We start from the raw sequence: 24,123 nt of genomic DNA on the forward strand, positions 1-24,123 counted from the left end.
TGGCGGGAACACGCGAAGCCCGGCGCGGGCGTCGTCGGCCACGGTCCCGCCCCGGGCGAAACCGGCCCACGCGGCGCGCAGCCGGGCGCCGTCCGCGACGATCCGCTCCCACGGGTGGCCGGCCACCAGGGGAGTGCGCTGCCACGCGTCGCGGCCGGGGAAGAGCAGCGGGAGCTCGGAGATGTGCGCCGCCGCCACGGGGTTCTCGCCCACGTCCCACGAGAACTCGTAGCGCTGCGCGGTGCCTCCCGCCTCCGCGTGCCGCCGGGCGAACCGGGCCGCGCCCCGTCCGTAGATGTGCCGGGTGAGCGGGGTCACGAGAAGCCGCTCGACGCCGCGGGAGCCGCCCGGGCGCCGCATCAGGCGGGCCAGCGCGGGCACGCCGGCGGTGAACAGGGCGGCCTCCCTCGCGGTGCTGCCCACGAGCACCGCCACGTGCGGGGCGGCCTCGCGCCAGGCGCGGTCCACCTCGACCTCGGGCGGCAGCGGGTCCTCGCCGTACTGCAGCCCGAACGGCATCTGACCCTTCAGCCCGTACCGGCCGGCAGCCCCGGCGGCGCGCCGTTGCATGAGCCGCACCTCGTCCAGGGAGGCGTCCCGGGCCAGCGGAGCCGCGGTCCGGGCCATCGCGGCGTTCATCCGGGCCCGTCCGGGGAGCAGCCCGAACGGGGCGCTCTGGATGATCGCACGGCGGAACAGGGCGCGGGCGTGCGGCACCAGCATCAGGTGTGCCACGGCGTCGCCGCCCGCGGACTGGCCGAACAGCGTGACAGCACCCGGATCCCCGCCGAACGCCGCGATGTTCTCCCGCGTCCACTCCAGGGCGGCGACCATGTCCAGCAGCCCCAGGTTCGCGGGGATCTCCGCGCCGTTTCCCAGGAATCCGAGCAGTCCCAGCCGGTACGTGACGCTCACCACCACCACGCGCTGCTCGGCCACGAGTGCGCCGGGGTCGTAGAACGGCGCGTCACCCCCGCCGGACGCGTAGGACCCGCCGTGGATCCACACCATCACCGGCAGCGCGGCGTCCGGGGCGGTGCCCGCGGGAACGGTCACGGAGACCCGCAGGCAGTCCTCGTCCTGGGGCAGGTCCCCCAGGGTGCTGCCCACGATCCCGTCCAGGAACGGCATGGGCGGCTGCGGGCAGGCCGGGGCGGGTCCGGTGGCCAGGACCGGGGACGACGCCGCCGCCTCCCGCACCGGGCGCTCGTAGCGTCCCGCCGTGGCGTACCGGATGCCGGTGGCACGGTCCACGGGGCCGTCCCGCCAGCCGATGACGGTCCCGCACGGCGCCTCCCACCGGGGAGCGCGCCCGGTGCCGCGCTCAGAGTTGTGTGCGGGGGTGGCGCGCTCCGCGGCGGAGTCCCCGGCGTCAGCCACGCTCCGGGCCGTCCAGGAGGCGGCTCATCCCGATGGTGCGCGGGGCGCGGTCCTCGAAGCCGTGGCGGGCGTAGAGCGGCTGGCCGGGGGTGTCGGCCATGAGGCTCACGTACGCGTCCGCGGGGGCGTGCGTGCGGATCCGGTCCAGGAGGTGCTCCAGGACGGCGCCGCCGAGTCCCTGCCCCTGGTGCCCCGGCAGCACCGCCATGTCGATCACGTGGAAGTACCACCCGCCGTCGCCGATCACACGGCCCATGCCCACCACCTCCCCGGAGGCCTCGCGCACCACGCGAACGGCCGCCCACGCGCCGTGGATCCCCGCCCGCGCCTGCTCCTCGGTCTTCGGACTGAGCCCGGTGTCACGGCGCAGGGTGAGGTACTCGGCAACCGTGGGCGGGCCGTCCAGCAGGGTGTATCCGGGGTGCGCGTGGTTCATGGGTCCATCTTCACGCACCCGCCCGACACGCAGAAGCCGCCCCGGAGCACATATGCTGGGGGACTGCGATGGCGGCTGGGAGCGAGGCGGTGCACGGTGGGGATCGAAGCAGAGGCCGTGTTCGACGTCGTCGACCTGCTGGGAGTGCTGACCAACGGCATCCTGGGCGGGGTGGTGGCGCGGCAGCTGCGCATGGACATCGTGGGCTTCGTGGTCCTCGCGATCCTCTCCGGTCTGGGCGGCGGGATCCTCCGGGACACCCTGCTGCAGCACGGCTTCCCCGTGGCGCTGACCAACCCGGCGTACCTCTCCACCTCGCTGGTGGGCGCGCTGATCGCGTACCTCATGGTGTTCGGCAGCAAGTGGACGTTCCGGGCCCTGTTCGTCGCGGACTGCCTGTCGGTGGGCTGCTGGGCGGCCACCGGCACGGTCAAGGCGTTCGCGGCGGGGCTGGCATGGCCGCCCGCGATCCTGCTGGGGGTGGTGACCGCCGTGGGGGGCGGGATGATCCGTGACGTCGCGGTGGGGCGGCTGCCCGCGATCTTCGGCGGCAACACCCTTTACGCCACGAGCGCGCTGCTCTCCAGCACCCTGATGGCGCTGCTCGTGGGCCTGGGCCACCCCAGCTACGGGATGGCCGGCGCGATCCTGCTCAGCGCCGTGGTGAGTGTGTCCGCGCGCCGCTTCGGGTGGCGGCTGCCCGGGCCGGCGAACCTGACGCCTGGCGCGCTGAAGAAGCTGCGTCGCAAGCCCGCGGCGGCGGGCCGGACGCGTCGTCGCGGGTAGTGCGGCCCTGCCGGCTCACGTCACGACAGTCTTGAACTTCAGCGCCGGCTTCTCCACCAGATGCCACGACAGCCACGCCACCGGGAGGGTGCAGGCCAGCGCCACCACTGAGAACTGCCCGTGGGTGAGCACCGTGTTCGCGCCGAGGACCACGAGCAGCTGCTGCAGGGGAAAGGCGTAGATGTACGTGCCGTAGGAGAGGTCGTTGACGGCGCCGATCCGCACCGGCAGCACCGCGCCCAGCCACAGCAGCCCGTAGGCCAGGGGGAGCGCCGAGGCGGCCCAGGTCACCGGAACGGGCCAGGAGCTTGCCACGAGCGCGAGCGCCAGCGCGGGAACACCGAGCCACCAGCGCAAGGGCACCCGGTCCCGGGCGGCCCAGAGCACCATGCCGGCCAGGAAGAAACCGCCCAGCCGGAATCCCTGGAAGAACTTGGTGGTGGTGAGGTCCACCGGTCCGTAGGAGGCGAACTGCATCACGAGGGTGAGCACGAGCAGCAGGGCGAGCCAGGGCAGGGGGCGGCGGCGCACCCGGGGGACGGTGAGCACCAGCCCGGCCAGCAGGTACGCGGCCCCCTCGAGCCACAGCGTCCACAGCGAGGCGTTCCACACGTTCGGGAAGGGGACGGCCTCCAGCAGGTGCTGGATGTCCCACTGGGAGATGTAGAGTGTGGCATTCGCCACCACGTAGGCCAGCGCGCTCAGTGGCTCGTACCGCTCCCCGCCGAGCGCCGCAGCGACGGGGGCGACCACCACGGCAGTGACCGCCAGTGAGACCCAGAACCCGGGGTAGATCCTCAGCGCCCGCCGCCACAGGTAGGCCCGAAGGGACAGCCGCATCCGGGAGCCGGCGATCAGGTAGCCGGAGATCACGAAGAAGCCGTTCACGGCCGTTCCGCTCGCGCTCTGCCACACGCTCTCCGGGTAGCCGCCCACGGGGACGGAGTGTCCCACGATCACGGCCGAGGCCAGCACCAGGCGGATGAGGTTCAGGGCGTTGTCGTGACCGCCGAGGCCTCGGCCAAGGGTGCGGGGGGAGCCGTGCACGGTGCGGGCAGGGGCGGAGGGCCGCGGCGCGGGGGGATGAAAAGCCACGAGGGCAGAATAGCGGTCCGAGCGGTTGCCGAAGACGGGCCCACGATCTCCGCGTGCTCGCCCCGCCACTACCCTGGACGCATGTCCGTCCCGAAGATCGTGCTGTTCTACGTGTTCACCCCGCTGGCCGATCCGGAGGCGGTGCGGCTGTGGCAGCTCACCCTGGCCCGGCACGCGGGGGTCAGGGGGCGGATCATCGTCTCCCCGCAGGGGATCAACGCCACGGTGGGCGGGGACATCCGGGACGTGAAGATCTACGTGCGCGGTCTGCGGGAGTACGCCCCGTTCAAGGACGCGGACGTGAAGTGGTCGGACGGGACGGGCGAGGACTTCCCCCGGCTGAGCGTGCGGGTCCGCCCGGAGCTGGTGACCTTCGACGCCCCGGACCCGATCACCGTGACCGGTGCCGGCGTGCAGGGCGGCGGCACCCACCTCTCTCCGCGGGAGGTGCACGAGCTGGTGGAGCGGCGCGGGGAGGACGTGGTGTTCTTCGACGGCCGCAACGCGGTGGAGGCGCAGATCGGGAGGTTCCGGGGCGCCGTGGTGCCGCGGACCAGCACCACGCGGGACTTCCTCGGCGAGATCGACTCCGGCGCCTACGACCACCTCAAGGACAAGGCCCTGGTGACCTACTGCACGGGCGGTGTCCGCTGCGAGGTGCTGAGCGTGCTGCTGCGCAACCGCGGGTTCCGGGACGTGTACCAGCTGGACGGCGGCATCGTTCGCTACGGTGAGCAGTACGGGGACGGCGGTCTGTGGGACGGCTCCCTGTACGTGTTCGACGGCCGCGGGCACACGGAGTTCTCCCCAGACGCGCAGTCCCTGGGGCGGTGTGCGCGGTGCGGTGAGCCCACCCCGCGCTACGTGAACTGCGCGAACCCGCGCTGCCGCCGCCAGTTCCTGTGCTGCGAGGACTGCGGCGGTGCCGACGCCCGCTGCCCGGACTGCGCCCCGACGACGCCGCCCGCGCACCCCTAGCGGCCGCGGCATCTCCACGTGTGCCACCTCCGCGACGGCACCCCACGACACCGTCCCTGTTCCGCCCACTCACCTACCGGTCCACCGACCTGCTCACCACGTCGCCGAGCCACAGACCCGAGTGTCAGCCCACCGATCCACCAGGAGCCCCGATGGAGAACCCCCAGCCGACTGTCACGGACGCCGCGGTGACCGACCTGCACACCGGGGCGGTGCGACGCCACACGTGGGGCGGCCGTGAGATCAGCACGGGCGCTGAGAAGGAGCCCCGCACGGACAGGGTGTTCCTCAGCGGGACCGGCTTCATCGGGGACGAGCAGGGCGACCTCAAGCACCACGGTGGTCCGGACAAGGCCGTGTGCTGCTACCCGCTGGAGAACTACCACGCGTGGCAGCGGGAGGGACGTGACCTGCATCCCGGCGCGTTCTCGGAGAATCTCACCCTGCGCGGTGCCACGGAGGAGCGCGTGTGCCTCGGTGACGTCTTCCAGGTGGGCACCGCGGTGGTCCAGGTGACCCAGCCGCGCACCCCGTGCACCACCATCTCCCGCCGCTGGGCGGACGGGAACCTGCCACGGGACATGGAGAGCTCGGCCCGCACGGGGTTCTACCTGCGGGTGCTGCGCGAGGGCCACGTGGGTGCGGGGGACGCCGTCGAGTTCGTGAGCCGGCCCTCGGGCGCGGTGGCCGTGAGCGACGTCGTGCGCATCATGGCCGCGGGAGTCGCGGACCCGGACGCCTACCGCGGCCTCACGCGCGCCCCCGAGTTCCCCGAGCGGTGGCGGCGCCAGATCCTCCGCCGCCTGGGGGAGGACACCCTGCTCTGAGCGCCCAACGCCGCCGCCCGGCCACCCCGCGCCCGCCCCTTGCCGGGAGCTCATCGGCTGGCGGGAGGGCACACCCACTGATTCCAGGAGAGGTTCCACGATGACCGAGCCGCACGCCGAGCGTCTGCCCCACCCGATGACCGGGCAGCGCTTCCCCTCTCCCGTGCCGCCCGGCACCGGCTGGCCGGAGGACCCCGCGGCGGCGGACACCCCCGTGGCCCACGACGCCGCCGGGGTGCGTGGGCTCGCGGCGACCGCCCGGGACGTGGACCAGCTCAACGCGATGGCCAGCGTGTGCCGGGCGTGCGACCGGCTGGTCGAGTGGCGGGAGGAGGTGGCCGAGCACAAGCGGGCGTCGTTCGCCGGGGAACCGTACTGGGGGCGGCCCGTGCCGTCCTACGGCGATCCCCGGGCGCGACTCGCGGTCATCGGTCTGGCACCCGCGGCGAACGGCGGGAACCGCACCGGGCGCATGTTCACGGGGGACCGCGCCGGCGACTGGATCTACGCGGCCCTCCACCGCGCGGGGTTCGCCGAGCACGAGACGGTGAGCACCGCGGGGGACGGGCAGCGGCTGCGCGGGGTGCGGATGATCTCCCCGGTGCGCTGCGCGCCGCCCGCCAACAAGCCAACCCCCGAGGAGAAGGCCGCGTGCGGCGGCTGGTTCGACCGGGAGGTCGAAATGCTCACGGAGCTGCACGGCATGCTCGCCCTGGGCGGGATCGCCTGGCAGACGGTCCTCACCGCCGCCGCACGGATGGGCTGGGAGGTGCCGCGGCCGCGCCCGAGGTTCGGGCACGGCGCCGTCGTTTCCCTGCACACCCCGGACGGTCGGGACGTGCGGCTGGTGGGCTGCTACCACGTGAGCCAGCGCAACACCTTCACGGGCCTGCTCACCGAGCAGATGCTCGACGACGCCCTGGCCCTGGCCGCCGCCCCGCTCCCCTGAGCACGTGCCCGGGTGGGAGCGGCTCACCGCGCCGGGCCCGTGCGCTCCGGTACGCTCGGTGCCCATGAGCGTGTGTCCCTGCGGTGGAGTCCCCGACGGCGCATCCCTGGCCGCGTGCTGCGGTCCCGCGCTGGCCCACGAGGCCTGGCCCGAGACCGCGGAGGCCCTGATGCGCTCGCGGTACACGGCCTTCGCCACCGGCGCGGAGGACCACCTGTTCCGCACGTGGCACCCCCGGACGCGCCCGCAGGACACGAGCACCGATCCCGGCACCGTGTGGACGGGGCTCGGCGTCGAGCGCGTGGTGGACGGTGGTCCCGAGGACGAGCACGGGGTGGTGGAGTTCACCGCCGAGTACGTGAGCGGTGGGCGCCCGGGCAGCATGCACGAGGTCTCCGAGTTCACCCGGCGCGCCGGCCGCTGGATGTACGTGGGCCCCGTCCCGCAGTGACGTGGGCGGCCACCGGGGTGGAGTCCTCTCCCACCCGTTCGGTCGGCTCCCGCCCCGGGACCCCGCAGTAGGGTGGCCCCATGAACATCGAGATCCGCAAGGGTGACATCACCAAGGTTGAGACGGACGCGATCGTCAACGCCGCCAACTCCAAGCTGCTCGGCGGCGGGGGAGTGGACGGCGCCATCCACCGGGCGGCGGGCAAGCAGCTGCTGGCCGAGTGCAGGAAGCTGCGTGAGACCACGCTCAAGGAAGGGCTTCCCGCGGGCCAGGCGGTGGCCACGGACGGCTACGACCTCCCGGCCCGCTGGGTCATCCACACGGTGGGCCCGGTCTACGCCAAGACCAAGGACAAGAGCGACATCCTGGCGTCCTGCTACCGCGAGTCGCTGCGCGTGGCGGACCAGATCGGGGCGAAATCCGTGGCCTTCCCCGCCATCTCCGCGGGCATCTACGGCTGGCCCATGGACAGCGCCACGCAGATCGCGGTGGACACCGTGCTGGCGGCGGACACGGACGTGGAGACGGTGGTCTTCGTCCCGTTCTCGGCGGATGCGGAAGCAGCGTTCCAGGCAGCCCTCGACGCCGCCCGGAACTGACCCGCCACCTCGCCGCCGCCCGCACCGCCCCGGGGTGGACGCCGCCCGGGGCGGTGCCGCCGCGCGCACCTTTCAGATCAGCCCCAGCTCCGTGACCGCGGCCCGCTCGGACTCCAGCTCCGCCACGGAGGCGTCGATCCTGGCGCGGGAGAACTCCGAGATCTCCAGCCCCTGCACGATGGACCAGTCCCCGCCGGAGGTGGTCACGGGGAAGGAGCTCATGAGCCCGGCGGGCACGCCGTAGGAGCCGTCCGAGACCACGGCCATGGAGGTCCAGTCCCCGCGGGAGTTGCCCAGCATGAGGTCCCGGGCGTGGTCGATGGTCGCGCTCGCCGCGGACGCCGCCGACGACGCCCCGCGGGCCGCCAGGATGGCCGCACCACGCTGCGCCACGGTGGGGATGAACGTGTCCTCCACCCACTCGCGGGACACCAGCTCCATGGCGGGCCGTCCCGCGACCTTCGCGTGGTCCAGGCTCGGGTACTGGGTGGCGGAGTGGTTGCCCCACACCACCAGGTGCTTGACGTCCGCCACGGACGTGCCGGTCTGCGCGGCGAGCATGGCCACGGCCCGGTTGTGGTCCAGGCGGGTCAGGGCGCTGAACCGGGAGGCGGGGATGTCCGGGGCGTTGCGCTGGGCGATCAGGGCGTTGGTGTTGGCCGGGTTGCCCGTGACCACCACGCGGATGTCCTGGTGGGCCACGTCGTTCAGGGCCCGGCCCTGCTCCGTGAAGATCGCACCGTTCGCCTCCAGCAGGTCACCCCGTTCCATGCCCTTGGCCCGCGGACGGGCGCCCACGAGCAGGGCCAGCTGGGCGCCGTCGAACACGGTGCGCGGGTCCGAGCCGATCTCCACGTCCCGCAGCAGCGGGAACGCGCAGTCCTGCAGCTCCATGACCGTGCCCTCCAGGGCGGGCAGCGCGGACGGGATCTCCAGCAGCCGCAGCCGCACGGGGCGTTCGCGTCCCAGCAGGTCCCCGTTGGCGATGCGGAAGAGCAGGCTGTAGCCGATCTGGCCGGCGGCCCCGGTCACGGCCACGGTCATGGGGGTGAGGCTCACGGTGTTTCCTCCTGGTGTGCGGGGCGCTGTGGAGCGCGTCACAGTGGTGTCGGTGCCTCGAGGCTATCAGCGGGGGCTGTTCAGCGGACGGCGGAAGCCGCTGTGTCCATGTGGTGTGCGGGCTCACAATGAGTGCATGGCTACTACCGCATTCCAAGGACAATCCGTGCACACCGTGGGGGAGCTGCCCGCGCAGGACAGCACCGCCCGCCCGTTCCAGCTCGTGGGGGCGGACCTCGCCCCGGTCACCTCGGACGAGCTCACGGGCCGACGCGTGGTGCTGAACATCTTCCCGTCCGTGGACACAGGCGTGTGCGCGCAGTCCGTCCGCGAGTTCAACAAGCGCGCGGCGGGCCTGCAGGACACCACCGTGCTGTGCGTGTCCAAGGACCTGCCGTTCGCCCTCGGCCGCTTCTGCGGCGCGGAGGGCATCGAGGACGTGGTGACGGCCTCCGCGTTCCGCTCCAGCTTCGGGGAGGACTACGGCGTGAGCATGACGGACGGCCCGCTCGAGGGCCTGCTCGCCCGCGCCGTGGTGGTCGTGGACGAGAACGGCCAGGTGGTCCACACCGAGCTGGTTCCCGAGATCTCCCAGGAACCGGACTACGACGCCGCCGTGGCCGCCCTCTCCTGACCCGCGCCCTCCGCACGGGGCACCCACACGACGACGCCGCCGCGCCCCCGGGAAGGGGACGCGGCGGCGTTGTGCTGGGCGGAGCGGATCAGGCGGTGAGCGAGTCCATGATCCGGTTCAGCGTGGTGGACGGACGCATCACTCCCGTGACCTTCTCGGGGTTCGGCCAGTAGTAGCCGCCGAGGTCCGCGGGGGAGCCCTGCGCGCCGAGCAGCTCGGCGTTGATGGTCTCCTCGTTGGCACGCAGCTCGGAGGCCACCTGCTGGAACGCCTGTGCCAGCTCGGCGTCCTCGGTCTGCTTCGCGAGCTCCTCGGCCCAGTACATGGCCAGGTAGAAGTGCGAGCCGCGGTTGTCCAGCTCGCCCACCTTGCGGGACGGGGACTTGTTCTCGTCCAGGAACGTGCCGGTGGCCCGGTCCAGGGTGTCCGCGAGGACCTGGGCCTTGGCGTTGTCGTAGCGGCTGGCCAGGTGCTCGAAGGAGGCCGCCAGCGCCAGGAACTCGCCCAGGGAGTCCCAGCGAAGGTGGTTCTCCTCCTGCAGCTGCTGCACGTGCTTGGGCGCGGAGCCGCCGGCACCGGTCTCGAAGAGCCCGCCGCCGTTCATCAGCGGCACGATGGAGAGCATCTTCGCGGAGGTGCCCAGCTCCAGGATGGGGAACAGGTCCGTGAGGTAGTCGCGCAGCACGTTGCCGGTCACCGAGATGGTGTCCTCGCCGCGGCGGATGCGCTCGATCGTGAAGCGGGTGGCCTCCACGGGGGAGAGGATGCGGATGTCCAGCCCGTCCGTGTCCTCCTGCGCGAGGTAGGTGTTCACCTTCTCGATCAGGTTGCGGTCGTGGGCGCGGGTCTCGTCCAGCCAGAACACCGCGGGCATCCCGGAGTCGCGGGAGCGGCGCACGGCCAGCTGCACCCAGTCCTTGATGGGGGCGTCCTTGGCCTGGCACGCGCGCCAGATGTCACCGGGCTGGACCTCGTGGGACATCAGCACGTCCCCGGCGGAGTTGACCACCTGGACCGTGCCGGGCTCCTGAACCTCGAAGGTCTTGTCGTGGGAGCCGTACTCCTCGGCCTTCTGCGCCATGAGGCCCACGTTCGGCACGGTGCCCATGGTGGTGGGGTCGTAGGCGCCGTTCGCGCGGCAGTCCTCGATCACAGCCTGGTACACACCGGCGTAGGAGGAGTCCGGCAGCACCGCCAGGGTGTCCTTCTGCTCGCCCTCGCGGCCCCACATCTGTCCGGAGGTGCGGATCATGGCGGGCATGGAGGCGTCCACGATCACGTCCGAGGGGACGTGCAGGTTGGTGATGCCCTTGTCCGAGTTCACGTACGCGAGCTCGGGGCCCTCGTCGATGCCGCGCTGGAAGGCGGCCTTGATCTCCTCACCGTTCTCCAGGGCGTCCAGCCCGGACAGGATTCCGCCCAGGCCGTCGTTGGCGGAGAGCCCGGCGGCGGCCAGGTCCTCGCCGTAGCGGTCGAAGACGTCCCGGAAGAAGGCCGTGACCACGTGGCCGAAGATGATGGGGTCCGAGACCTTCATCATGGTGGCCTTCAGGTGGGTGGAGAAGAGGATGCCCTCCTGCTTGGCGCGGGCCACCTGCTCGGCAAGGAACGCGTCCAGGGCGGCGGCGCTCATGAAGGTGGCGTCCACCACCTCTCCGGCCAGCACGGGCACGGACTGCTTGAGCACGGTGGTGCCGTGGTCGGTGACCAGCTGGATGGTGAGGGTGTCGTCCGCGGGGACCACCACGGACTGCTCGTTGGTGCGGAAGTCGTCGTGGCCCAGCGTGGCCACGTTCGTCTTCGAGTCCTTGGACCAGGCACCCATGGAGTGGGGGTGCTTGCGGGCGTACTCCTTGACGGCCTTGGGGGCGCGGCGGTCCGAGTTGCCCTCGCGCAGCACCGGGTTCACGGCGGAGCCCTTCACGCGGTCGTAGCGCGCGCGGATGTCCTTGGCCTCGTCCGTGGTGGCGTCCTCCGGGTAGTCCGGGAGGTCGTAGCCGTCCGCCTGCAGCTCCTTGATGGTGGCCTTGAGCTGGGGGATGGACGCGGAGATGTTGGGAAGCTTCACGATGTTCGCCTCCGGCGTCTTCGCGAGCTCACCCAGTTCGGCGAGGGTGTCCGGGACCCGCTGCTCCTCGGTGAGGCGGTCCGGGAACTGCGCGAGAACGCGGGCGGCCAGGGAGATGTCCCGGGTCTCCACCTCCACGCCCGCGGTGGAGGCGAACGCCTCGACCATGGGCTTGAAGGAGTAGGTGGCCAGCATGGGCGCTTCGTCGGTCTCGGTGTAGATGATCTTGGGCATGGGGCAATGACTCCTTGCATCGACGGTCACTGGGGCTATGCGTCAGCCTACCGCTGTCCCGTCCGGGCGGGCCTGCGGTGACGTGCGCGGGACTGCCGCGACGTGGGCGGGGGCGGGATGACGTGCGAGGGCCCGGGGGTGGGGGATGTCCCCGGCAGCGCGGGTGGCGCCTCAGTCGGCGAGGGTCTGCCTGATCCGCTCGCGCTCGCGCTCCAGCTTGCGCAGGCGGTGGCCCAGGGTGAAGATCCGCACCGACCCCACGAGCGCCATGATGAGCGCCCCGGCGATCGCGGAGAGCAGCATGGCCACCCCCAGCGGCAGGCTGAAGGACCACACCAGGTACTCGAAGTGCGTGCCCACGTTGTTCTGCAGGATGAACACCAGCAGCAGGATCAGCACCACCACGCCGGCGATCAGCGCGGCCCACACCGTTCCGGAGACACCGCGCTTGGCGGGGGCGTCCAGGGCCGGGTCCACCGGCACCGTCCCGGTCGTCCCCGCCTGGTTCGGCTCCGCGCCGCCGCGCTCGGTACCGGGTTCCACGGTCCTCGGGGCGGACGACGCCGCCCGGGTCGTCGTGGTGCGGGCGTCACCCGGGTGCCCGGCGGTGTGGCCCGCGGGAACGTGGGTGTCCCCGGGACGGGCCGCGGCGGCGTCGTACCCGGTCTCGTACCCCGGGGTGTGCCCGGCGCCGTGGGCGGTGGGGTCGTGGGGTGCGGAGGGGCGGTCGTGCGGGGCGTTGCTCACTGGGGGCCTCCCGGGAAGTGGCGTGCTGGACGGTCCCAGCGTAGGTCAGGGGCGTTCCGGGCGCCGAGCCCCGGATGGCGGCGCGACACGCCGTAAATCTCAACACGCTGACATTTCGCTCCCAATCCGGTGAACGGCGGGTAACCTGTGGTCCATTGTGAGACGCACCACACCCGAGGGTGACCCCAGACACCGCTTGCGGACACCAGCACCGGGGTGCAACGCACATTCCATGGGCACCACATCAGGAGGAAACGTCATGGGAAAGTACACCTTCACCGGGAAGGCCGCCGTGTCCCTCGCGGCAATCGCCGCACTCACTCTGACCGGCTGCGCGAGCGTGGGCGGCGGGGACGATGCAAAGAGCGGCGGTGACAGCAGCGCGAGCGCCCAGGAGGGTGGCGTGGTGACCGTCGCCGAGACCAACAAGTTCTCCGGCGCGAACCCGGGGTACACGAAGACCAACCTGGATATCAACGGCCACGTGGCCGCGATGACCCGCGAGAGCTTCGTCAACGTGGACACCGACCAGAAGCTGCACCCCAACGAGGGGTTCGGCACGTACAAGAAGACCTCGGACGATCCGCTGACGGTGGAGTACGAGCTGAAGGACCCGCAGTGGTCGGACGGCAACAAGATCGACAAGGCGGACATGCTGCTCTGGTGGTCCGTGCTCTCGGGCTACGCGAACGACGCGAGCGAGGACGGAAAGGCCGGGAAGAACTACTTCTCGATCGCCGGCTCCACCGACATCCTGCACTCCACGGACATGCCCAAGTTCTCCGAGGACGGCAAGAAGATGACCCTCACGTGGGGCAAGCAGAACGCGGACTGGGAGATCGCCTTCGACTCCAACTCGCTGATGCCCGCGCACGTGGTGGCCAAGAAGGCCGGCATGAGTGAGGACCAGCTGCTCAAGGTCCTGGAGAACCAGAAGAAGGGCGACCCCGAGAGCCCGCAGAAGCAGCCCGAGCTGGAGAAGATCGGCAAGGCCTGGGACACGGCCTTCAACTTCACCTCCACCCCGGACGACAAGGACGTCCTGGTCTCCAGCGGCCCGTACAAGATCGAGAACGTGGTGGAGAACAACTCCATCACGCTCAAGAAGAACGAGAACTACAAGGGCGACGCCCCGGGCAAGCTGGACGAGATCACGCTGCGCACCATCGGCGACGCCACCGCGCAGATCCAGGCGCTGCGCAACGGCGAAGTGGACATCATGCAGCCGAACAACGTCAACAAGGACACCCTGGACCAGGTCCAGCAGATCGAGAACGTGAACGTGCAGAAGGGCGACCAGCTCGCGTACGACCACCTGGACCTGAACTTCGGCTCGGACACCTTCAAGGACGAGAAGACCCGCGAGGCCTTCCTCAAGACCATTCCCCGCCAGCAGATCGTGGACCAGCTCATCAAGCCGGTCAAGGACGACGCCTCCGTGCTGAACTCGCAGATGTACGTCTCCAGCCAGGGCGAGCCCTACCAGAAGGCCACCGAGAAGAACGGCGCGGAGCAGAAGTACGGGGACGTGGACATCGAGGGCGCCAAGAAGCTGCTCGACGGCAAGACGCCCACCGTGCGCATCCTGTTCAACAACGGCAACCCCCAGCGCGTGGACACCTTCCAGCTGATCAAGGAGTCCGCGGAGAAGGCCGGCTTCAAGGTCGAGGACCTGGGCGACCCCAACTGGTCCGAGAAGCTGCCCGACGGCGACTACGACGCCTCCCTGTTCGGCTGGGTCTCCCCGGGCGTGGGCACCGAGATGCTGTCCCAGATCTTCAAGACCGGCGGCGGCGGCAACTACAACAAGTACTCCGACAAGGACGTCGACAAGCTCGTGGACGAGGCCCGCTCCAACCTGGACGAGTCCTCCCGCGTGGACCAGATCGTGGACGTGGACAAGCACACCTTCGAGGACGCCTACGGCCTGCCGCTGTTCCAGTCCGTGGGCTACGTGGCCACCTCGGACAAGATCGCCGGCGTGGACAAGTACCAGCCCAACCAGACCGGCGTGTTCTGGAACGTCTCCGAGTGGAGCCGCAAGTAGGACGGTCGGGAACCGTTGACCGAGGCACTCCCCTTATGACCGCTGCGCGGGCGTGTGCACCACACGTCCGCGCAGCGTCGTGACCACCACTCGTTCAGAGGCAGCAAATGACTTCATACATTCTCAGGCGGCTCATCACGGCCGTGCTCATCCTGTTGGGCGCATCGTTCATCGTGTACCTCATGACGGCGGCGTCCGGAGACCCCCTGTGGGATCTCTACGGCAACCCCAACGCGCAACAGCTGATCCCGGCGCGCGTGGAGGCCCTCAACCTGGACACTCCGCCCGTGCTGCGCTACTTCACGTGGCTCGGCGGCGCGGCCGGGTGTCTCGTCCCCTTCGCGGACACCTGCTCCCTGGGTGTCAGCCGCGACGGCCAGCAGGTCACCGAGCTGCTGTCCTTCGCCATGACCCAGACCATCATGCTGGTCACGGTGGGCACCATCCTGGCGATCGTCGTGGGCATCACCCTGGGCATCGTCTCCGCCCTGCGCCAGTACTCCGGCCTGGACTACGGCATCACGTTCCTCACGTTCCTGTGCTTCTCCCTGCCGAGCTTCTGGCTCGCCGTGCTGCTCAAGGAGGTCGTGGCCATCCAGTTCAACGACTTCCTGCAGAAGCCGGTGATGTCCATGCTCACCCTGGTGGTGATCTCGCTCGTGGTGGGGTTCATCTGGTTCCTGGTCTCCTTCGGGCGGCTGCGCACCCGGCTGCTCCTGGGTGGTGCGGGCTTCGTGGTGACCTTCGCGATCATCTACTTCGTGCTGGCCACCGACTGGCTCAACCACCCGTTCCTGGGCATCCCGCTGATCGCCCTGACCGGCATCCTGGTGGCCGTGATCGCCACCGTGCTGATGGCCGGGCTGCGCAACAGGCGGGCGCTCTACGCCGCGCTGGGCACCGTGGTGGTGGGTCTCATCGTCTACTTCCCCGTGCAGTCCGCCTTCAAGAACGGCGGGATGCTGGTGGTCCTCGGGCTGGTGGTGGTGATGATCGCGCTCGGTGCGGCCATCGGCTACCTCGCCGGGGGCTACGACCGCGGCCAGGGCGCCCGGGTGGCCGGGGTCACGGGATTCTTCGTGGCCCTGCTCATCATTCTGGACCGCTTCATGCAGTCCTGGCCGGACTACGTGAACTCCAGCCACATCCGCGGCCGTCCGATCGCCACCGCCAACTCGGGCACCCCCGGGTTCACCGGTGACTTCTGGGCCACCGGCCTGGACCGCTTCACCCACCTGCTGCTGCCCACCATCTGTCTGACGCTGCTCGCACTGGCCTCCTACTCCCGGTACTCGCGCGCATCCATGCTGGAGATCATGGGCCAGGACTACATCCGCACCGCACGGGCCAAGGGCCTGTCGGAGCGCACCGTGGTCATGCGCCACGCGTTCCGCAACGCGCTCATCCCGCTGGCCACCCTCGTGGCCTTCGACATCGGCGGCCTGATCGGCGGAGCCATCATCACGGAGTCCGTGTTCGCCTTCACCGGCATGGGGCAGCTGTTCGTCCAGTCGGTGCGCAACGTGGACCCCAACCCGGTGATGGGCGTCTTCCTCGTCACCGGCATCGTCGCCATGGTCTTCAACCTGATCGCAGACCTGGTGTACTCCGTACTCGACCCGCGAGTGAGGGTGAAAGCATGAGCCAGCCACAACCCGTCGACGTCCCCACACCCGTGGAACAGGTCCCCGAGGCGGGCCAGAAGCGCGAGGACGTGCGCGGCAAGAGCCAGGGCCAGCTGGTCCGGCAGCGCTTCTTCGGCAACACCGGGGCGGTGGTCTCGGTGGTGGTCCTGCTGTTCATCGTGCTGCTGTCCGTGTCCTCCATCGGCATCGGCCCCATCCCGGGCTGGTGGAAGTGGGGCCCGGACGCCACCGGCACCGTGATGGACGGTGGCCGCCCCACCCTGTCCCTGCTGCCGCCCGGTCTGGGGGAGCACCCCTTCGGCCAGGACAACCTGGGCCGTGACCTCTTCGCCATGTGCATGCAGGGCACGCAGTACTCCCTGATCGTGATGCTCGTGGTGGGCCTGGTGGCGGGGGTCGTGGGCACCGTGATCGGCGGGCTCTCCGGCTACTTCCGTGGCTGGACCGAGGCCGTGCTGATGCGCCTGACGGACGTCATCATCATCATCCCGCTGGTCATCCTGGCCGCGCTGCTGGGCAGGCTGGCCATCTCGTGGGTGCGTTCCCACGGTCTGCCCACGTTCGCCACGGTGATCGCCCTGGGCCTGCTCATCGGCCTGGCCTCCTGGCCCGGGCTGGCGCGCCTGGTGCGCGGCGAGTTCCTGTCCCTGCGCGAGCGCGAGTTCGTGGACGCCGCCCGCCTGGCCGGCGCCTCCAGCGGCCGGATCATCTTCAAGCACATCCTGCCCAACACGGTGGGCGTGATCACGGTGAACATCACGCTGCTGATGTCCTCCGCGATCCTGCTGGAGACCTCGCTGTCCTACCTGGGTCTGGGCATCCAGGCCCCGGACTGGTCCCTGGGCCGGCTCATCAGCGAGAACCAGACGGCGTTCGCCACCCGGCCCTGGCTGTTCTGGTGGCCCGGTGTGTTCATCGTGGCCATCGCGCTGACGATTAACTTCATCGGCGACGGCCTCCGGGACGCCTTCGACCCCCGCCAGCGCAAGTTCAACCCCAAGCGCGCGCGGGACCTCGGCGAGGGCGCGGACGAGATGCACGAGCCCGCACCCGGCACCGCCACCGCGGGCACCGGCCCGGCGGCCCGGAGCGCCCGATGACCAGGCCGGCCTCACACGGTGTAGAGCACCGCGCTCGCGGCGAGCAGGAGAGCTGCCGTCGCGAGCGGGCCGGCCACCACGCGAGTGCGCACGGGTTCGACCCGCGGTTCCGCGGCGAAGACGTCCAGTTCGCCGGTGTCGATCTTGCGCTGCCACAGGCTGCGCACGCGGTGGGCGGCCGCCCCGGACGCTGTGGAGGTCAGGTCGCCCACGCGCACACCCCCGTCCGGGCGGGCGATGGGGTGGTTGCGGTTCACGGCGTCCGCTCCGGCGCGCAGCGCCGCTCCGGCGCCGGACGCGGGCAGGGCGAAGCTGGAGTGCGCGCGTTCCGCGGTGGCCACGGTCACGGCGAACCGGGTGCGCACGTCCACGATCCGGCCCCACGGGATGCTCACCGTGCGCACGGGGTTGACCAGACGGACCTCGTTCGGGTGGACCTCCAGGCGGGGCCGCCAGTACAGGGCGTACCCGAGCGCCACCAGCGCCAGGCAGCCGCACACCGCGGCGGCGTGCTGCGCACCCGTGCCACCCCAGCCCGTCACGGCCACCACGAGTCCCAGCAGCACCAGGAAGCCGGTCAGCCACGGCGCCGACGCCGCCCGGTAGGTCTCGTGCTCGGCGGCGGGCCGTTCCGGGGTCTTCGACATGGCCCCCATGCTAGGCAATGCGCGCGCGCCGCGACCGCGCGCCCCCTTCACGACACGATGGAGCACACACGATGAGCACCTCGCACCAGCCCGGCGGCATCCCCGAGGGCACCCCCGAACCGCACGGCGCGGGCCACGACTCCGGTGCCGCATCCGCCGACCCCGCCCGCGCACCAGGTGCGGCGGTCTCCGGCGACTCCGCTCGACAGGCGGGCACGGACGCCGCGGCGGGCACGGCGGCGTCGGCCGCGGAGCCCACGGCCGCCGAGCACAACGCCCCCTGGAACGGCGCCCAGGCCGGGGACGGCCGCGTGGCCACACCCGATGCCGACGCCGCCTCCGGATCCGCTGCCGCGGGAGCCACCGCGGTGGGAGCCGCCCCTTCGCAGGACGCCACCGCAACCACGACCGCCACCACGGCCGCGGGCGCCGAGAAGCGCCGTGGTCGCAGGGCCCAGCGCCCCGAGCCCGCCGCGCGCCGCGGCAGGGCCCGCACCACGGTGGCCCGTGGCGAGCCCGTGCTGAGCGTGCGGGGCCTGTCCGTGGACTTCGGGGTGGACCGCGAGTGGGTCCCGGCCGCGATCGACCTCGACTACGACGTGGCGGCCGGTGAGGTGCTCGCCATCGTGGGCGAGTCCGGATCGGGCAAGTCCGCGAGCTCCATGTCCATGCTGGGGCTGCTGCCCTCGAACGCCCGGGTGCGCGGCTCCGCGATGCTCGGCGGGGAGGAGCTGATCGGGCTGCGGGGCAGCGCGCTGCGGCGCGTGCGCGGCGAGGAGATCGCCGTGATCTTCCAGGAGCCCATGACCGCGCTGAACCCCGTGTACACGGTGGGCCAGCAGATTGTGGAGACCATCCGGCTGCACCGGGACATCTCGCCCACGGAGGCCGCCGAGCGCGCCAAGGAGATGCTCACCATGGTGGAGCTGCCGGACCCCGAGAAGGCGTTCCGCTCCTACCCCCACCAGCTCTCGGGCGGGCAGCGCCAGCGCGCGATGATCGCGCAGTCGCTCTCCTGCGACCCCAAGCTGCTGATCGCGGACGAGCCCACCACGGCGCTGGACGTGACCGTGCAGGCCGAGATCCTGGACCTGATCCGCAACCTCAAGGACCAGCTCGACTCCGCGGTCATCCTCATCACCCACGACATGGGCGTGGTGGCGGACCTCGCGGACAAGATCGCGGTCATGCAGAAGGGGGTGATCGTGGAGCAGGGAAGCGCCGCGCAGATCTTCTCCGCTCCGCAGCACCCCTACACCCGCTCCCTGCTGGAGTCGGTGCCCCACCTGGGCGAGGGCAACGAGGGGGACGAGTCCGTGGACATGGTGGCCACCCTCGAGCGCTCCCTGGCCATGCCCGTGGTGGACCGCAGCACCGCCGAGGAAGCGTCCATGGACACCCTCGCCCAGCGGGTGGTCGCGCCCGTGCTGCAGCTGAAGGACGTGGCCATCGAGTACCCCAAGCAGGGCCGCAACCCCGCCTTCCGTGCCGTGGAGGACGTCAGCCTCACCGTGGCCGCGGGGGAGACCGTGGGGCTCGTGGGCGAGTCCGGATCCGGCAAGACCACCATCGGCCGCGCCGCCGTGGGTCTGCTGCCCACGGTGGAGGGCTCCCTGGTGGTGGACGGCGTGGAGCTCGCGGGAGCCTCCCGCGCCACGCTGAACAAGGTGCGCAAGGAGGTGGGCATGGTCTTCCAGGACCCGTCCTCCTCCCTGAACCCGCGGCTGCCCATCGGCGAGTCCATCGGCGAGCCCATGTTCCTGGCCGGTGTGGCCAAGGGCGGGGAGCTGCAGAACCGGATCGAGCAGCTGCTGGACCAGGTGCGCCTGCCTCGCAACTACCGCAACCGCTACCCCCACGAGCTCTCGGGCGGGCAGAAGCAGCGTGTGGGCATCGCCCGGGCGCTGTCCCTGAAGCCCAAGCTGCTCGTGGCGGACGAGCCCACCTCGGCGCTGGACGTCTCCGTGCAGGCCACGGTGCTGGACCTGTTCGAGGAGCTGCAGGCGGAGATGGGCTTCGCGTGCCTGTTCGTGACCCACGACCTCGCGGTCATCGACCGGCTGGCCAACCGGATCGTGGTCATGCAGCACGGTCACATCGTGGAGCAGGGCTCCCGCGAGGCCGTGCTGCGCCACCCGGAGCAGGAGTACACCAAGCGGCTGCTCGCCGCCGTGCCCGTGCCCTCACCGGAGGAGCAGCGCGTGCGCCGCGAGCTGCGCCAGCAGATGGCCCAGCACGTGTCCTGAGGGGGGGGGTGGGGCTGTCCGTCGGCATCCTGCCGGGCGGCCCCACCCGTGCGGCCCGGTGCGTGAGACCACGTCCCGGGTCACCGGGAGGCGGCCGGGGCGCGCGCGAAAGGGCAGGTGCTCAGTCCCGCACGCCGAACAGCCAGGCGTCCGCCCGGTCCGTGTGGGGGTCCTCGAAGTTCACGAACGTGCGGCCCTTGGCCTCCACCACCCTGTACTCCTGGACCACCTCCAGGCTGAGGCGCTCGCGGTGCTCCACCTCCACGATCACCGCGGACGCCCCGGAGCGGTCGGGGAGGGTGGCGGGGTAGGCCAGGGCCGCCACCAGGATTTGGGGGGCCTTCTCGCGCCCCACGGCCCGCAGCTCGTCCAGGACGTCCTCCGGGGAGAGCTCCGCCGCGCGGGCCGGGTCCACCGAGTTCAGCTCGAACTCGCCGTCCTTGCCGCCCGTGACCAGGAACGCGGGAAAGGCCCCGTACTGGCCCACCTGCTCCTCCACGACCGCCTGCACGTGGCTCAGCGCGGTGTCCACGGTCTCCACCGCGGAGTCCGAGATCCACTGCCGCCAGGCGTTGTCGTGGTCCGCACGGGCCCGTGCCGCCTCGGCCTTAGTCATGCGGGACGTGCCCCGGGAAGGCGTGGAGCGGCGTCGTGATGAGTGAGCGGAGGACTGGGCCACGAAGGAGGTCTCCTTAGCGAGAGCGGGTGTGATGAGTCCAGGGTAGGCGCTCGCTAGACTGGTTCGGAACCAGTCAGCGAACACCAGGAGCATGCATGTCTGCGATCAATCGCGAACAGGTGGCGCACCTGGCCGAGCTCGCGCGCATCGAGATGTCGGACGAGGAGCTGGCCCGCGTGGCCGGCGAGCTCGAACTCATCGTCGATTCCGTGGCCTCGGTCAGTCGTGCCGCGGGTGAGGACGTCCCGGCCACGAGCCACCCGCTGCCGCTGCAGAACGTCTTCCGCGAGGACGTGGTAGGGGAGACCCTCACGCAGCACGAGGCCCTCCTGAACGCCCCGGACGCCCAGGACGGCAAGTTCCGGGTTCCCGCCATTCTGGACGGGGAGTGAGCATGAGCGAGTCCATCATTGAACTCTCGGCCGCGGAGCTCGCGGCGAAGCTCGCCGCCGGCGAGGTCTCCTCCGTGGAGGCCGTGCAGGCCCACCTGGAGCAGATCGGGGCCACGGACGGCACCGCGCTGGACCCCTCCGACCGCTCCCGCGGCACCGACGGGCTCAACGCGTTCCTGCACCGCAACACGGAGGAGGCCCTGGAGGTCGCCCGCGGTGTGGACGAGGCCCGCGCGAACGGCGAGGAGCTGCCCGAGCTGGCCGGTGTGCCGGTGGCGGTCAAGGACCTCATCGTCACGAAGGGCCAGCCCACCACGGCGGCCTCCCGCATGCTCGAGGGCTTCATGAGCCCCTACGACGGCACCGTGACCCGCAGGCTGCGCGCGGCACGGATGCCCATCCTGGGCAAGACCAACCTGGACGAGTTCGCCATGGGTTCCTCCACCGAGCACTCCGCGTTCGGGCCCACCCGCAACCCGTGGGACCTGACCAAGATCCCCGGTGGTTCCGGCGGCGGCTCGGCGGCCGCGGTCTCCGCGTTCCAGGCGCCCCTGGCGCTCGGCACGGACACCGGCGGCTCCATCCGCCAGCCCGCGGCCGTGACCGGCACCGTGGGCGTGAAGCCCACCTACGGCTCGGTGTCCCGCTACGGCGTGATCGCCATGGCCTCTTCCCTGGACCAGGTGGGCCCGTGCTCGCGCACCGTGCTGGACGCCGCCCTGCTCCACGAGGTCGTGGGCGGCCACGACCCCGCGGACTCCACCTCCCTGACGGATCCCGTGGGCTCCTACGCGCGCGCCGCGCGCGAGGGCGCCGCGGACGGTGGGCTCAAGGGCCTGCGCGTGGGCGTGGTCAGGCAGCTCACCGGCGAGGGCTTCCAGGCCGGGGTCCAGCAGCGGTTCGAGGAGTCCCTGGAGCTGCTGCGCGGCGCCGGGGCGCAGATCGTGGAGGTCGAGGCACCCAACTTCGAGTACGCCCTGGGTGCCTACTACCTCATCATGTCCTCGGAGGTCTCCTCCAACCTGGCCAAGTACGACGGCGTCCGGTTCGGTCTGCGCGTCACGCCCGAGGGCTCGCCCACCATCGAGAAGGTCATGGGGGCCTCCCGCGCCGCGGGCTTCGGGGACGAGGTCAAGCGCCGCATCATCCTGGGCACCTACGCGCTGTCCGCCGGGTACTACGACGCCTACTACGGCTCCGCCCAGAAGGTGCGCACCCTGGTCCAGCGGGACTTCGCGGCGGCGTTCGAGCAGGCGGACGTGCTGATCTCGCCCACCGCACCGACCACCGCTTTCGACATCGGCGGCGTGGACGAGTCCGCGGACCCCATGCAGATGTACCTCAACGACATCGCCACCATCCCCACCAACCTGGCGGGGATCCCGGCCATCTCGCTGCCCGGGGGGCTCGCACCGGAGGACGGGCTGCCCGTGGGGATTCAGTTCATGGCCCCCACGCGCGAGGACGCCCGTGTGTACCGGGCCGGTGCCGGGCTGGAGCGGCTGCTCACCGAGCAGTGGGGCGGGCCGCTGTGGAGCCGGCGCGGCGACGTCGTCCGGACCGTTCGTGACTTTGCGGCCACGGCCGCGCAGGGAGGCAAGTGATGAGTCAGGACGTGCTGTCCTTCGAGGAGGCCCTCGAGCGCTACGACCCCGTCCTGGGGTTCGAGGTGCACGTGGAGCTGAACACGAAGACCAAGATGTTCGACGCCGCCCCCAACACCTTCGGGGACGAGCCGAACACGAACGTGACGCCCGTGTCCCTGGGGCTGCCCGGTGTGTTGCCGGTGGTCAACGGCAAGGCTGTGGAGTCCGCCATCAAGCTGGGGCTGGCGCTGAACTGCTCGATCGCGGAGAAGTGCCACTTCGCGCGGAAGAACTACTTCTACCCGGACACGCCCAAGAACTTCCAGACCTCCCAGTTCGACGAGCCCATCGCGTACGAGGGCTACCTGGACCTGGAGCTGGCGGACGGCACCGAGTTCCGCGTGGAGATCGAGCGGGCGCACATGGAGGAGGACGCCGGCAAGCTCACCCACATGGGCGGCGACGCCGGGCGCATCCAGAACGCGCACTACTCCCTGGTGGACTACAACCGGGCGGGTGTGCCGCTCATCGAGATCGTCACCAAGCCCATCGTGGGCGCGGGGGAGCGGGCACCGGAGCTGGCGCGGGTGTACGTCGCGGCCATCCGCGAGATCGTGAAGAACCTGGGGATCTCGGACGCCCGCATGGAGCGCGGCAACGTGCGGTGCGACGCGAACGTGTCCCTGATGCCCAAGGGCGCCACGCAGTTCGGCACCCGCTCGGAGACCAAGAACGTGAACTCGCTGCGGGCCGTGGAGCGCACCGTGCGCTACGAGATCCAGCGCCACGCCGCGGTGCTCGCGGCGGGGGAGAAGGTCACCCAGGAGACCCGGTTCTGGCACGAGGACACCCGCTCCACCACCGCGGGCCGCCCCAAGTCCGACGCCGACGACTACCGCTACTTCCCCGAGCCGGACCTCGTGCCCGTGGTCACCACCGCGGACTGGATCGAGGAGATCCGTGCCACCCTGCCCGAGCCGCCGGCGGAGCGGCGCAGGCGCCTGAAGGCGGACTGGGGCTACTCGGACGAGGAGTTCCGGGACGTGGTCAACGCCGGTGTGCTGGACGAGATCGAGCAGACCATCGCCGCCGGCGCCACGGCCGCGGTGGCCAGAAAGTGGTGGATGGGCGAGATCGCCCGCCTCGCCAAGCAGCGTGAGGTGGAGATCGCGGACCTGTCCGTGACCCCCGCGCACGTGGTGGAGCTGAACCAGCTCATCGAGGGCGGGAAGATCAACGACAAGCTCGCCAAGAAGGTGCTCGGCTTCGTGGTCGAGGGCGAGGGCACGCCGGGCGAGATCGTCGAGGCCCGTGGCCTCGCGGTGGTCTCGGACGAGGGCGCGCTCTCCACCGCCGTGGACGACGCCATGGCCCAGATGCCGGACGTCGTGGAGAAGATCCGGGGTGGCAAGGTGCAGGCCGTGGGAGCCCTGATCGGGCCCGTCATGAAGGCCACGCGCGGGCAGGCGGACGCCGGACGGGTGCGTCAGATCATCCTGGAGAAGCTCGGCGTACAGGGCTGAGTCCGCGCGCTCCT

The 24,123-nt window shown here is 71.1% G+C and carries 22 protein-coding genes; 14 read left to right on the plus strand and 8 right to left on the minus strand.

Annotation, left to right across the window (positions count from 1 at the left end):
- Both Q4A22_RS04740 and Q4A22_RS04745 read right to left on the minus strand, forming a co-directional pair.
- On the minus strand, nucleotides 1-1,380 hold a 1,380-nt coding region (locus Q4A22_RS04740), incomplete at its 3' end, for a carboxylesterase family protein (protein ID WP_303177578.1).
- Nucleotides 1,373-1,816 (minus strand): GNAT family N-acetyltransferase, encoded by a 444-nt coding sequence (locus Q4A22_RS04745; protein WP_303177579.1) that lies wholly within the window; start codon nucleotides 1,814-1,816, stop codon nucleotides 1,373-1,375. The genes Q4A22_RS04740 and Q4A22_RS04745, both read right to left, overlap by 8 nt.
- Nucleotides 1,817-1,933: 117 nt before the next feature.
- Here Q4A22_RS04745 and Q4A22_RS04750 point away from each other — a divergent pair, with 117 nt between their 5' ends.
- Nucleotides 1,934-2,602 (plus strand): trimeric intracellular cation channel family protein, encoded by a 669-nt coding sequence (locus Q4A22_RS04750; RefSeq protein WP_303177580.1) that lies wholly within the window; start codon nucleotides 1,934-1,936, stop codon nucleotides 2,600-2,602.
- Nucleotides 2,603-2,617: 15 nt separating this feature from the next.
- Here Q4A22_RS04750 and Q4A22_RS04755 read toward each other — a convergent pair whose 3' ends face one another.
- The gene (locus Q4A22_RS04755) at nucleotides 2,618-3,697 is read right to left on the minus strand and encodes an acyltransferase (RefSeq protein WP_303177581.1); all 1,080 of its coding nucleotides are present in this window, start codon (nucleotides 3,695-3,697) and stop codon (nucleotides 2,618-2,620) included.
- 81 nt (nucleotides 3,698-3,778) lie between these two features.
- Between Q4A22_RS04755 and Q4A22_RS04760 the strand changes: the two genes are divergently transcribed.
- The 5 genes from Q4A22_RS04760 (at nucleotide 3,779) to Q4A22_RS04780 (ending at nucleotide 7,501) form a co-directional block, all read left to right on the plus strand.
- The gene (locus Q4A22_RS04760; protein WP_303177582.1) at nucleotides 3,779-4,675 is read left to right on the plus strand and encodes a rhodanese-related sulfurtransferase; all 897 of its coding nucleotides are present in this window, start codon (nucleotides 3,779-3,781) and stop codon (nucleotides 4,673-4,675) included.
- Nucleotides 4,676-4,827: 152 nt separating this feature from the next.
- The gene (locus tag Q4A22_RS04765; RefSeq protein WP_303177583.1) at nucleotides 4,828-5,502 is read left to right on the plus strand and encodes an MOSC domain-containing protein; all 675 of its coding nucleotides are present in this window, start codon (nucleotides 4,828-4,830) and stop codon (nucleotides 5,500-5,502) included.
- A 100-nt stretch (nucleotides 5,503-5,602) separates the two neighbouring features.
- On the plus strand, nucleotides 5,603-6,451 hold the full coding sequence (locus Q4A22_RS04770; protein ID WP_303177584.1) for a uracil-DNA glycosylase: 849 nt from the start codon (nucleotides 5,603-5,605) through the stop codon (nucleotides 6,449-6,451).
- 64 nt (nucleotides 6,452-6,515) lie between these two features.
- A complete protein-coding gene (locus Q4A22_RS04775; protein ID WP_303177585.1) occupies nucleotides 6,516-6,902 on the plus strand; it encodes a YchJ family protein in 387 nt (128 codons plus the stop codon).
- A gap of 80 nt (nucleotides 6,903-6,982) precedes the next feature.
- Nucleotides 6,983-7,501, plus strand: coding sequence for an O-acetyl-ADP-ribose deacetylase (locus Q4A22_RS04780; protein WP_303177586.1), 519 nt, complete (start codon nucleotides 6,983-6,985; stop codon nucleotides 7,499-7,501).
- A gap of 72 nt (nucleotides 7,502-7,573) precedes the next feature.
- Here the strand turns inward: Q4A22_RS04780 and Q4A22_RS04785 are convergent, their stop codons facing one another.
- Complete coding sequence (locus Q4A22_RS04785) at nucleotides 7,574-8,545, minus strand: malate dehydrogenase (protein ID WP_303177662.1); 972 nt, start codon at nucleotides 8,543-8,545, stop codon at nucleotides 7,574-7,576.
- Between the two features lie 151 nt (nucleotides 8,546-8,696).
- Between Q4A22_RS04785 and tpx the strand changes: the two genes are divergently transcribed.
- A complete protein-coding gene (gene tpx, locus Q4A22_RS04790) occupies nucleotides 8,697-9,194 on the plus strand; it encodes a thiol peroxidase (protein ID WP_303177587.1) in 498 nt (165 codons plus the stop codon).
- Nucleotides 9,195-9,282: 88 nt separating this feature from the next.
- Here tpx and Q4A22_RS04795 read toward each other — a convergent pair whose 3' ends face one another.
- A complete protein-coding gene (locus Q4A22_RS04795; RefSeq protein ID WP_303177588.1) occupies nucleotides 9,283-11,496 on the minus strand; it encodes an NADP-dependent isocitrate dehydrogenase in 2,214 nt (737 codons plus the stop codon).
- A gap of 171 nt (nucleotides 11,497-11,667) precedes the next feature.
- Nucleotides 11,668-12,243 carry a lipopolysaccharide assembly LapA domain-containing protein gene (locus tag Q4A22_RS04800; protein WP_303177589.1) on the minus strand — a complete coding sequence of 192 codons (576 nt, stop codon included), beginning with the start codon at nucleotides 12,241-12,243 and terminating at the stop codon, nucleotides 11,668-11,670.
- Between the two features lie 259 nt (nucleotides 12,244-12,502).
- On the opposite strand from Q4A22_RS04800, the gene Q4A22_RS04805 reads away from it, so the two are divergent.
- From Q4A22_RS04805 to Q4A22_RS04815, 3 genes are all read left to right on the plus strand, one after another.
- Nucleotides 12,503-14,290: an ABC transporter family substrate-binding protein gene (locus Q4A22_RS04805; protein ID WP_303177590.1), complete on the plus strand. Its 1,788-nt coding sequence runs from the start codon at nucleotides 12,503-12,505 to the stop codon at nucleotides 14,288-14,290.
- A gap of 107 nt (nucleotides 14,291-14,397) precedes the next feature.
- On the plus strand, nucleotides 14,398-15,933 hold the full coding sequence (locus Q4A22_RS04810; protein WP_303177591.1) for an ABC transporter permease: 1,536 nt from the start codon (nucleotides 14,398-14,400) through the stop codon (nucleotides 15,931-15,933).
- A complete protein-coding gene (locus tag Q4A22_RS04815) occupies nucleotides 15,930-17,036 on the plus strand; it encodes an ABC transporter permease (RefSeq protein ID WP_303177592.1) in 1,107 nt (368 codons plus the stop codon). Before Q4A22_RS04810 ends, Q4A22_RS04815 begins: the two co-directional genes overlap by 4 nt.
- 11 nt (nucleotides 17,037-17,047) lie before the next feature.
- On the opposite strand, the gene Q4A22_RS04820 is transcribed toward Q4A22_RS04815, so the two are convergent.
- The gene (locus Q4A22_RS04820) at nucleotides 17,048-17,683 is read right to left on the minus strand and encodes a PH domain-containing protein (RefSeq protein WP_303177593.1); all 636 of its coding nucleotides are present in this window, start codon (nucleotides 17,681-17,683) and stop codon (nucleotides 17,048-17,050) included.
- Between the two features lie 71 nt (nucleotides 17,684-17,754).
- Between Q4A22_RS04820 and Q4A22_RS04825 the strand changes: the two genes are divergently transcribed.
- On the plus strand, nucleotides 17,755-19,929 hold the full coding sequence (locus Q4A22_RS04825) for an ABC transporter ATP-binding protein (RefSeq protein ID WP_303177594.1): 2,175 nt from the start codon (nucleotides 17,755-17,757) through the stop codon (nucleotides 19,927-19,929).
- Between the two features lie 121 nt (nucleotides 19,930-20,050).
- Here Q4A22_RS04825 and Q4A22_RS04830 read toward each other — a convergent pair whose 3' ends face one another.
- Entirely contained in the window at nucleotides 20,051-20,545 is a 495-nt protein-coding gene (locus Q4A22_RS04830; RefSeq protein WP_303177595.1) for a hypothetical protein, read from the minus strand.
- A 158-nt stretch (nucleotides 20,546-20,703) separates the two neighbouring features.
- Between Q4A22_RS04830 and gatC the strand changes: the two genes are divergently transcribed.
- Genes gatC through gatB form a run of 3 tightly spaced genes read left to right on the plus strand, consistent with a single transcriptional unit; the run spans nucleotide 20,704 to nucleotide 24,109 of the window.
- Nucleotides 20,704-21,000: an Asp-tRNA(Asn)/Glu-tRNA(Gln) amidotransferase subunit GatC gene (gatC, locus tag Q4A22_RS04835; protein WP_303177596.1), complete on the plus strand. Its 297-nt coding sequence runs from the start codon at nucleotides 20,704-20,706 to the stop codon at nucleotides 20,998-21,000.
- Nucleotides 21,001-21,002: 2 nt separating this feature from the next.
- Entirely contained in the window at nucleotides 21,003-22,604 is a 1,602-nt protein-coding gene (gatA, locus tag Q4A22_RS04840) for an Asp-tRNA(Asn)/Glu-tRNA(Gln) amidotransferase subunit GatA (RefSeq protein WP_303177597.1), read from the plus strand.
- Nucleotides 22,604-24,109 carry an Asp-tRNA(Asn)/Glu-tRNA(Gln) amidotransferase subunit GatB gene (gene gatB, locus Q4A22_RS04845; RefSeq protein ID WP_303177598.1) on the plus strand — a complete coding sequence of 502 codons (1,506 nt, stop codon included), beginning with the start codon at nucleotides 22,604-22,606 and terminating at the stop codon, nucleotides 24,107-24,109. Before gatA ends, gatB begins: the two co-directional genes overlap by 1 nt.
- The last annotated feature ends 14 nt before the right edge of the window (nucleotides 24,110-24,123 follow it).

This window comes from Kocuria sp., from assembly GCF_030530945.1.
Lineage (GTDB): Bacteria > Actinomycetota > Actinomycetes > Actinomycetales > Micrococcaceae > Kocuria.

Excerpts from the sequence above, each read along its gene's own strand:
- gatB (WP_303177598.1), top strand. The coding sequence starts at position 22,604 with ATGAGTCAGGACGTGCTGTCCTTCGAGGAGGCCCTCGAGCGCTACGAC.
- Q4A22_RS04780 (WP_303177586.1), top strand. The coding sequence starts at position 6,983 with ATGAACATCGAGATCCGCAAGGGTGACATCACCAAGGTTGAGACGGAC.
- Q4A22_RS04795 (WP_303177588.1), bottom strand. The coding sequence starts at position 11,496 with ATGCCCAAGATCATCTACACCGAGACCGACGAAGCGCCCATGCTGGCC.
- Q4A22_RS04805 (WP_303177590.1), top strand. The coding sequence starts at position 12,503 with ATGGGAAAGTACACCTTCACCGGGAAGGCCGCCGTGTCCCTCGCGGCA.
- Q4A22_RS04785 (WP_303177662.1), bottom strand. The coding sequence starts at position 8,545 with ATGACCGTGGCCGTGACCGGGGCCGCCGGCCAGATCGGCTACAGCCTG.
- Q4A22_RS04820 (WP_303177593.1), bottom strand. The coding sequence starts at position 17,683 with ATGTCGAAGACCCCGGAACGGCCCGCCGCCGAGCACGAGACCTACCGG.
- tpx (WP_303177587.1), top strand. The coding sequence starts at position 8,697 with ATGGCTACTACCGCATTCCAAGGACAATCCGTGCACACCGTGGGGGAG.
- gatA (WP_303177597.1), top strand. The coding sequence starts at position 21,003 with ATGAGCGAGTCCATCATTGAACTCTCGGCCGCGGAGCTCGCGGCGAAG.
- Q4A22_RS04775 (WP_303177585.1), top strand. The coding sequence starts at position 6,516 with ATGAGCGTGTGTCCCTGCGGTGGAGTCCCCGACGGCGCATCCCTGGCC.
- Q4A22_RS04765 (WP_303177583.1), top strand. The coding sequence starts at position 4,828 with ATGGAGAACCCCCAGCCGACTGTCACGGACGCCGCGGTGACCGACCTG.
- Q4A22_RS04815 (WP_303177592.1), top strand. The coding sequence starts at position 15,930 with ATGAGCCAGCCACAACCCGTCGACGTCCCCACACCCGTGGAACAGGTC.
- Q4A22_RS04825 (WP_303177594.1), top strand. The coding sequence starts at position 17,755 with ATGAGCACCTCGCACCAGCCCGGCGGCATCCCCGAGGGCACCCCCGAA.
- Q4A22_RS04770 (WP_303177584.1), top strand. The coding sequence starts at position 5,603 with ATGACCGAGCCGCACGCCGAGCGTCTGCCCCACCCGATGACCGGGCAG.
- Q4A22_RS04830 (WP_303177595.1), bottom strand. The coding sequence starts at position 20,545 with ATGACTAAGGCCGAGGCGGCACGGGCCCGTGCGGACCACGACAACGCC.
- Q4A22_RS04810 (WP_303177591.1), top strand. The coding sequence starts at position 14,398 with ATGACTTCATACATTCTCAGGCGGCTCATCACGGCCGTGCTCATCCTG.
- Q4A22_RS04745 (WP_303177579.1), bottom strand. The coding sequence starts at position 1,816 with ATGAACCACGCGCACCCCGGATACACCCTGCTGGACGGCCCGCCCACG.
- gatC (WP_303177596.1), top strand. The coding sequence starts at position 20,704 with ATGTCTGCGATCAATCGCGAACAGGTGGCGCACCTGGCCGAGCTCGCG.
- Q4A22_RS04760 (WP_303177582.1), top strand. The coding sequence starts at position 3,779 with ATGTCCGTCCCGAAGATCGTGCTGTTCTACGTGTTCACCCCGCTGGCC.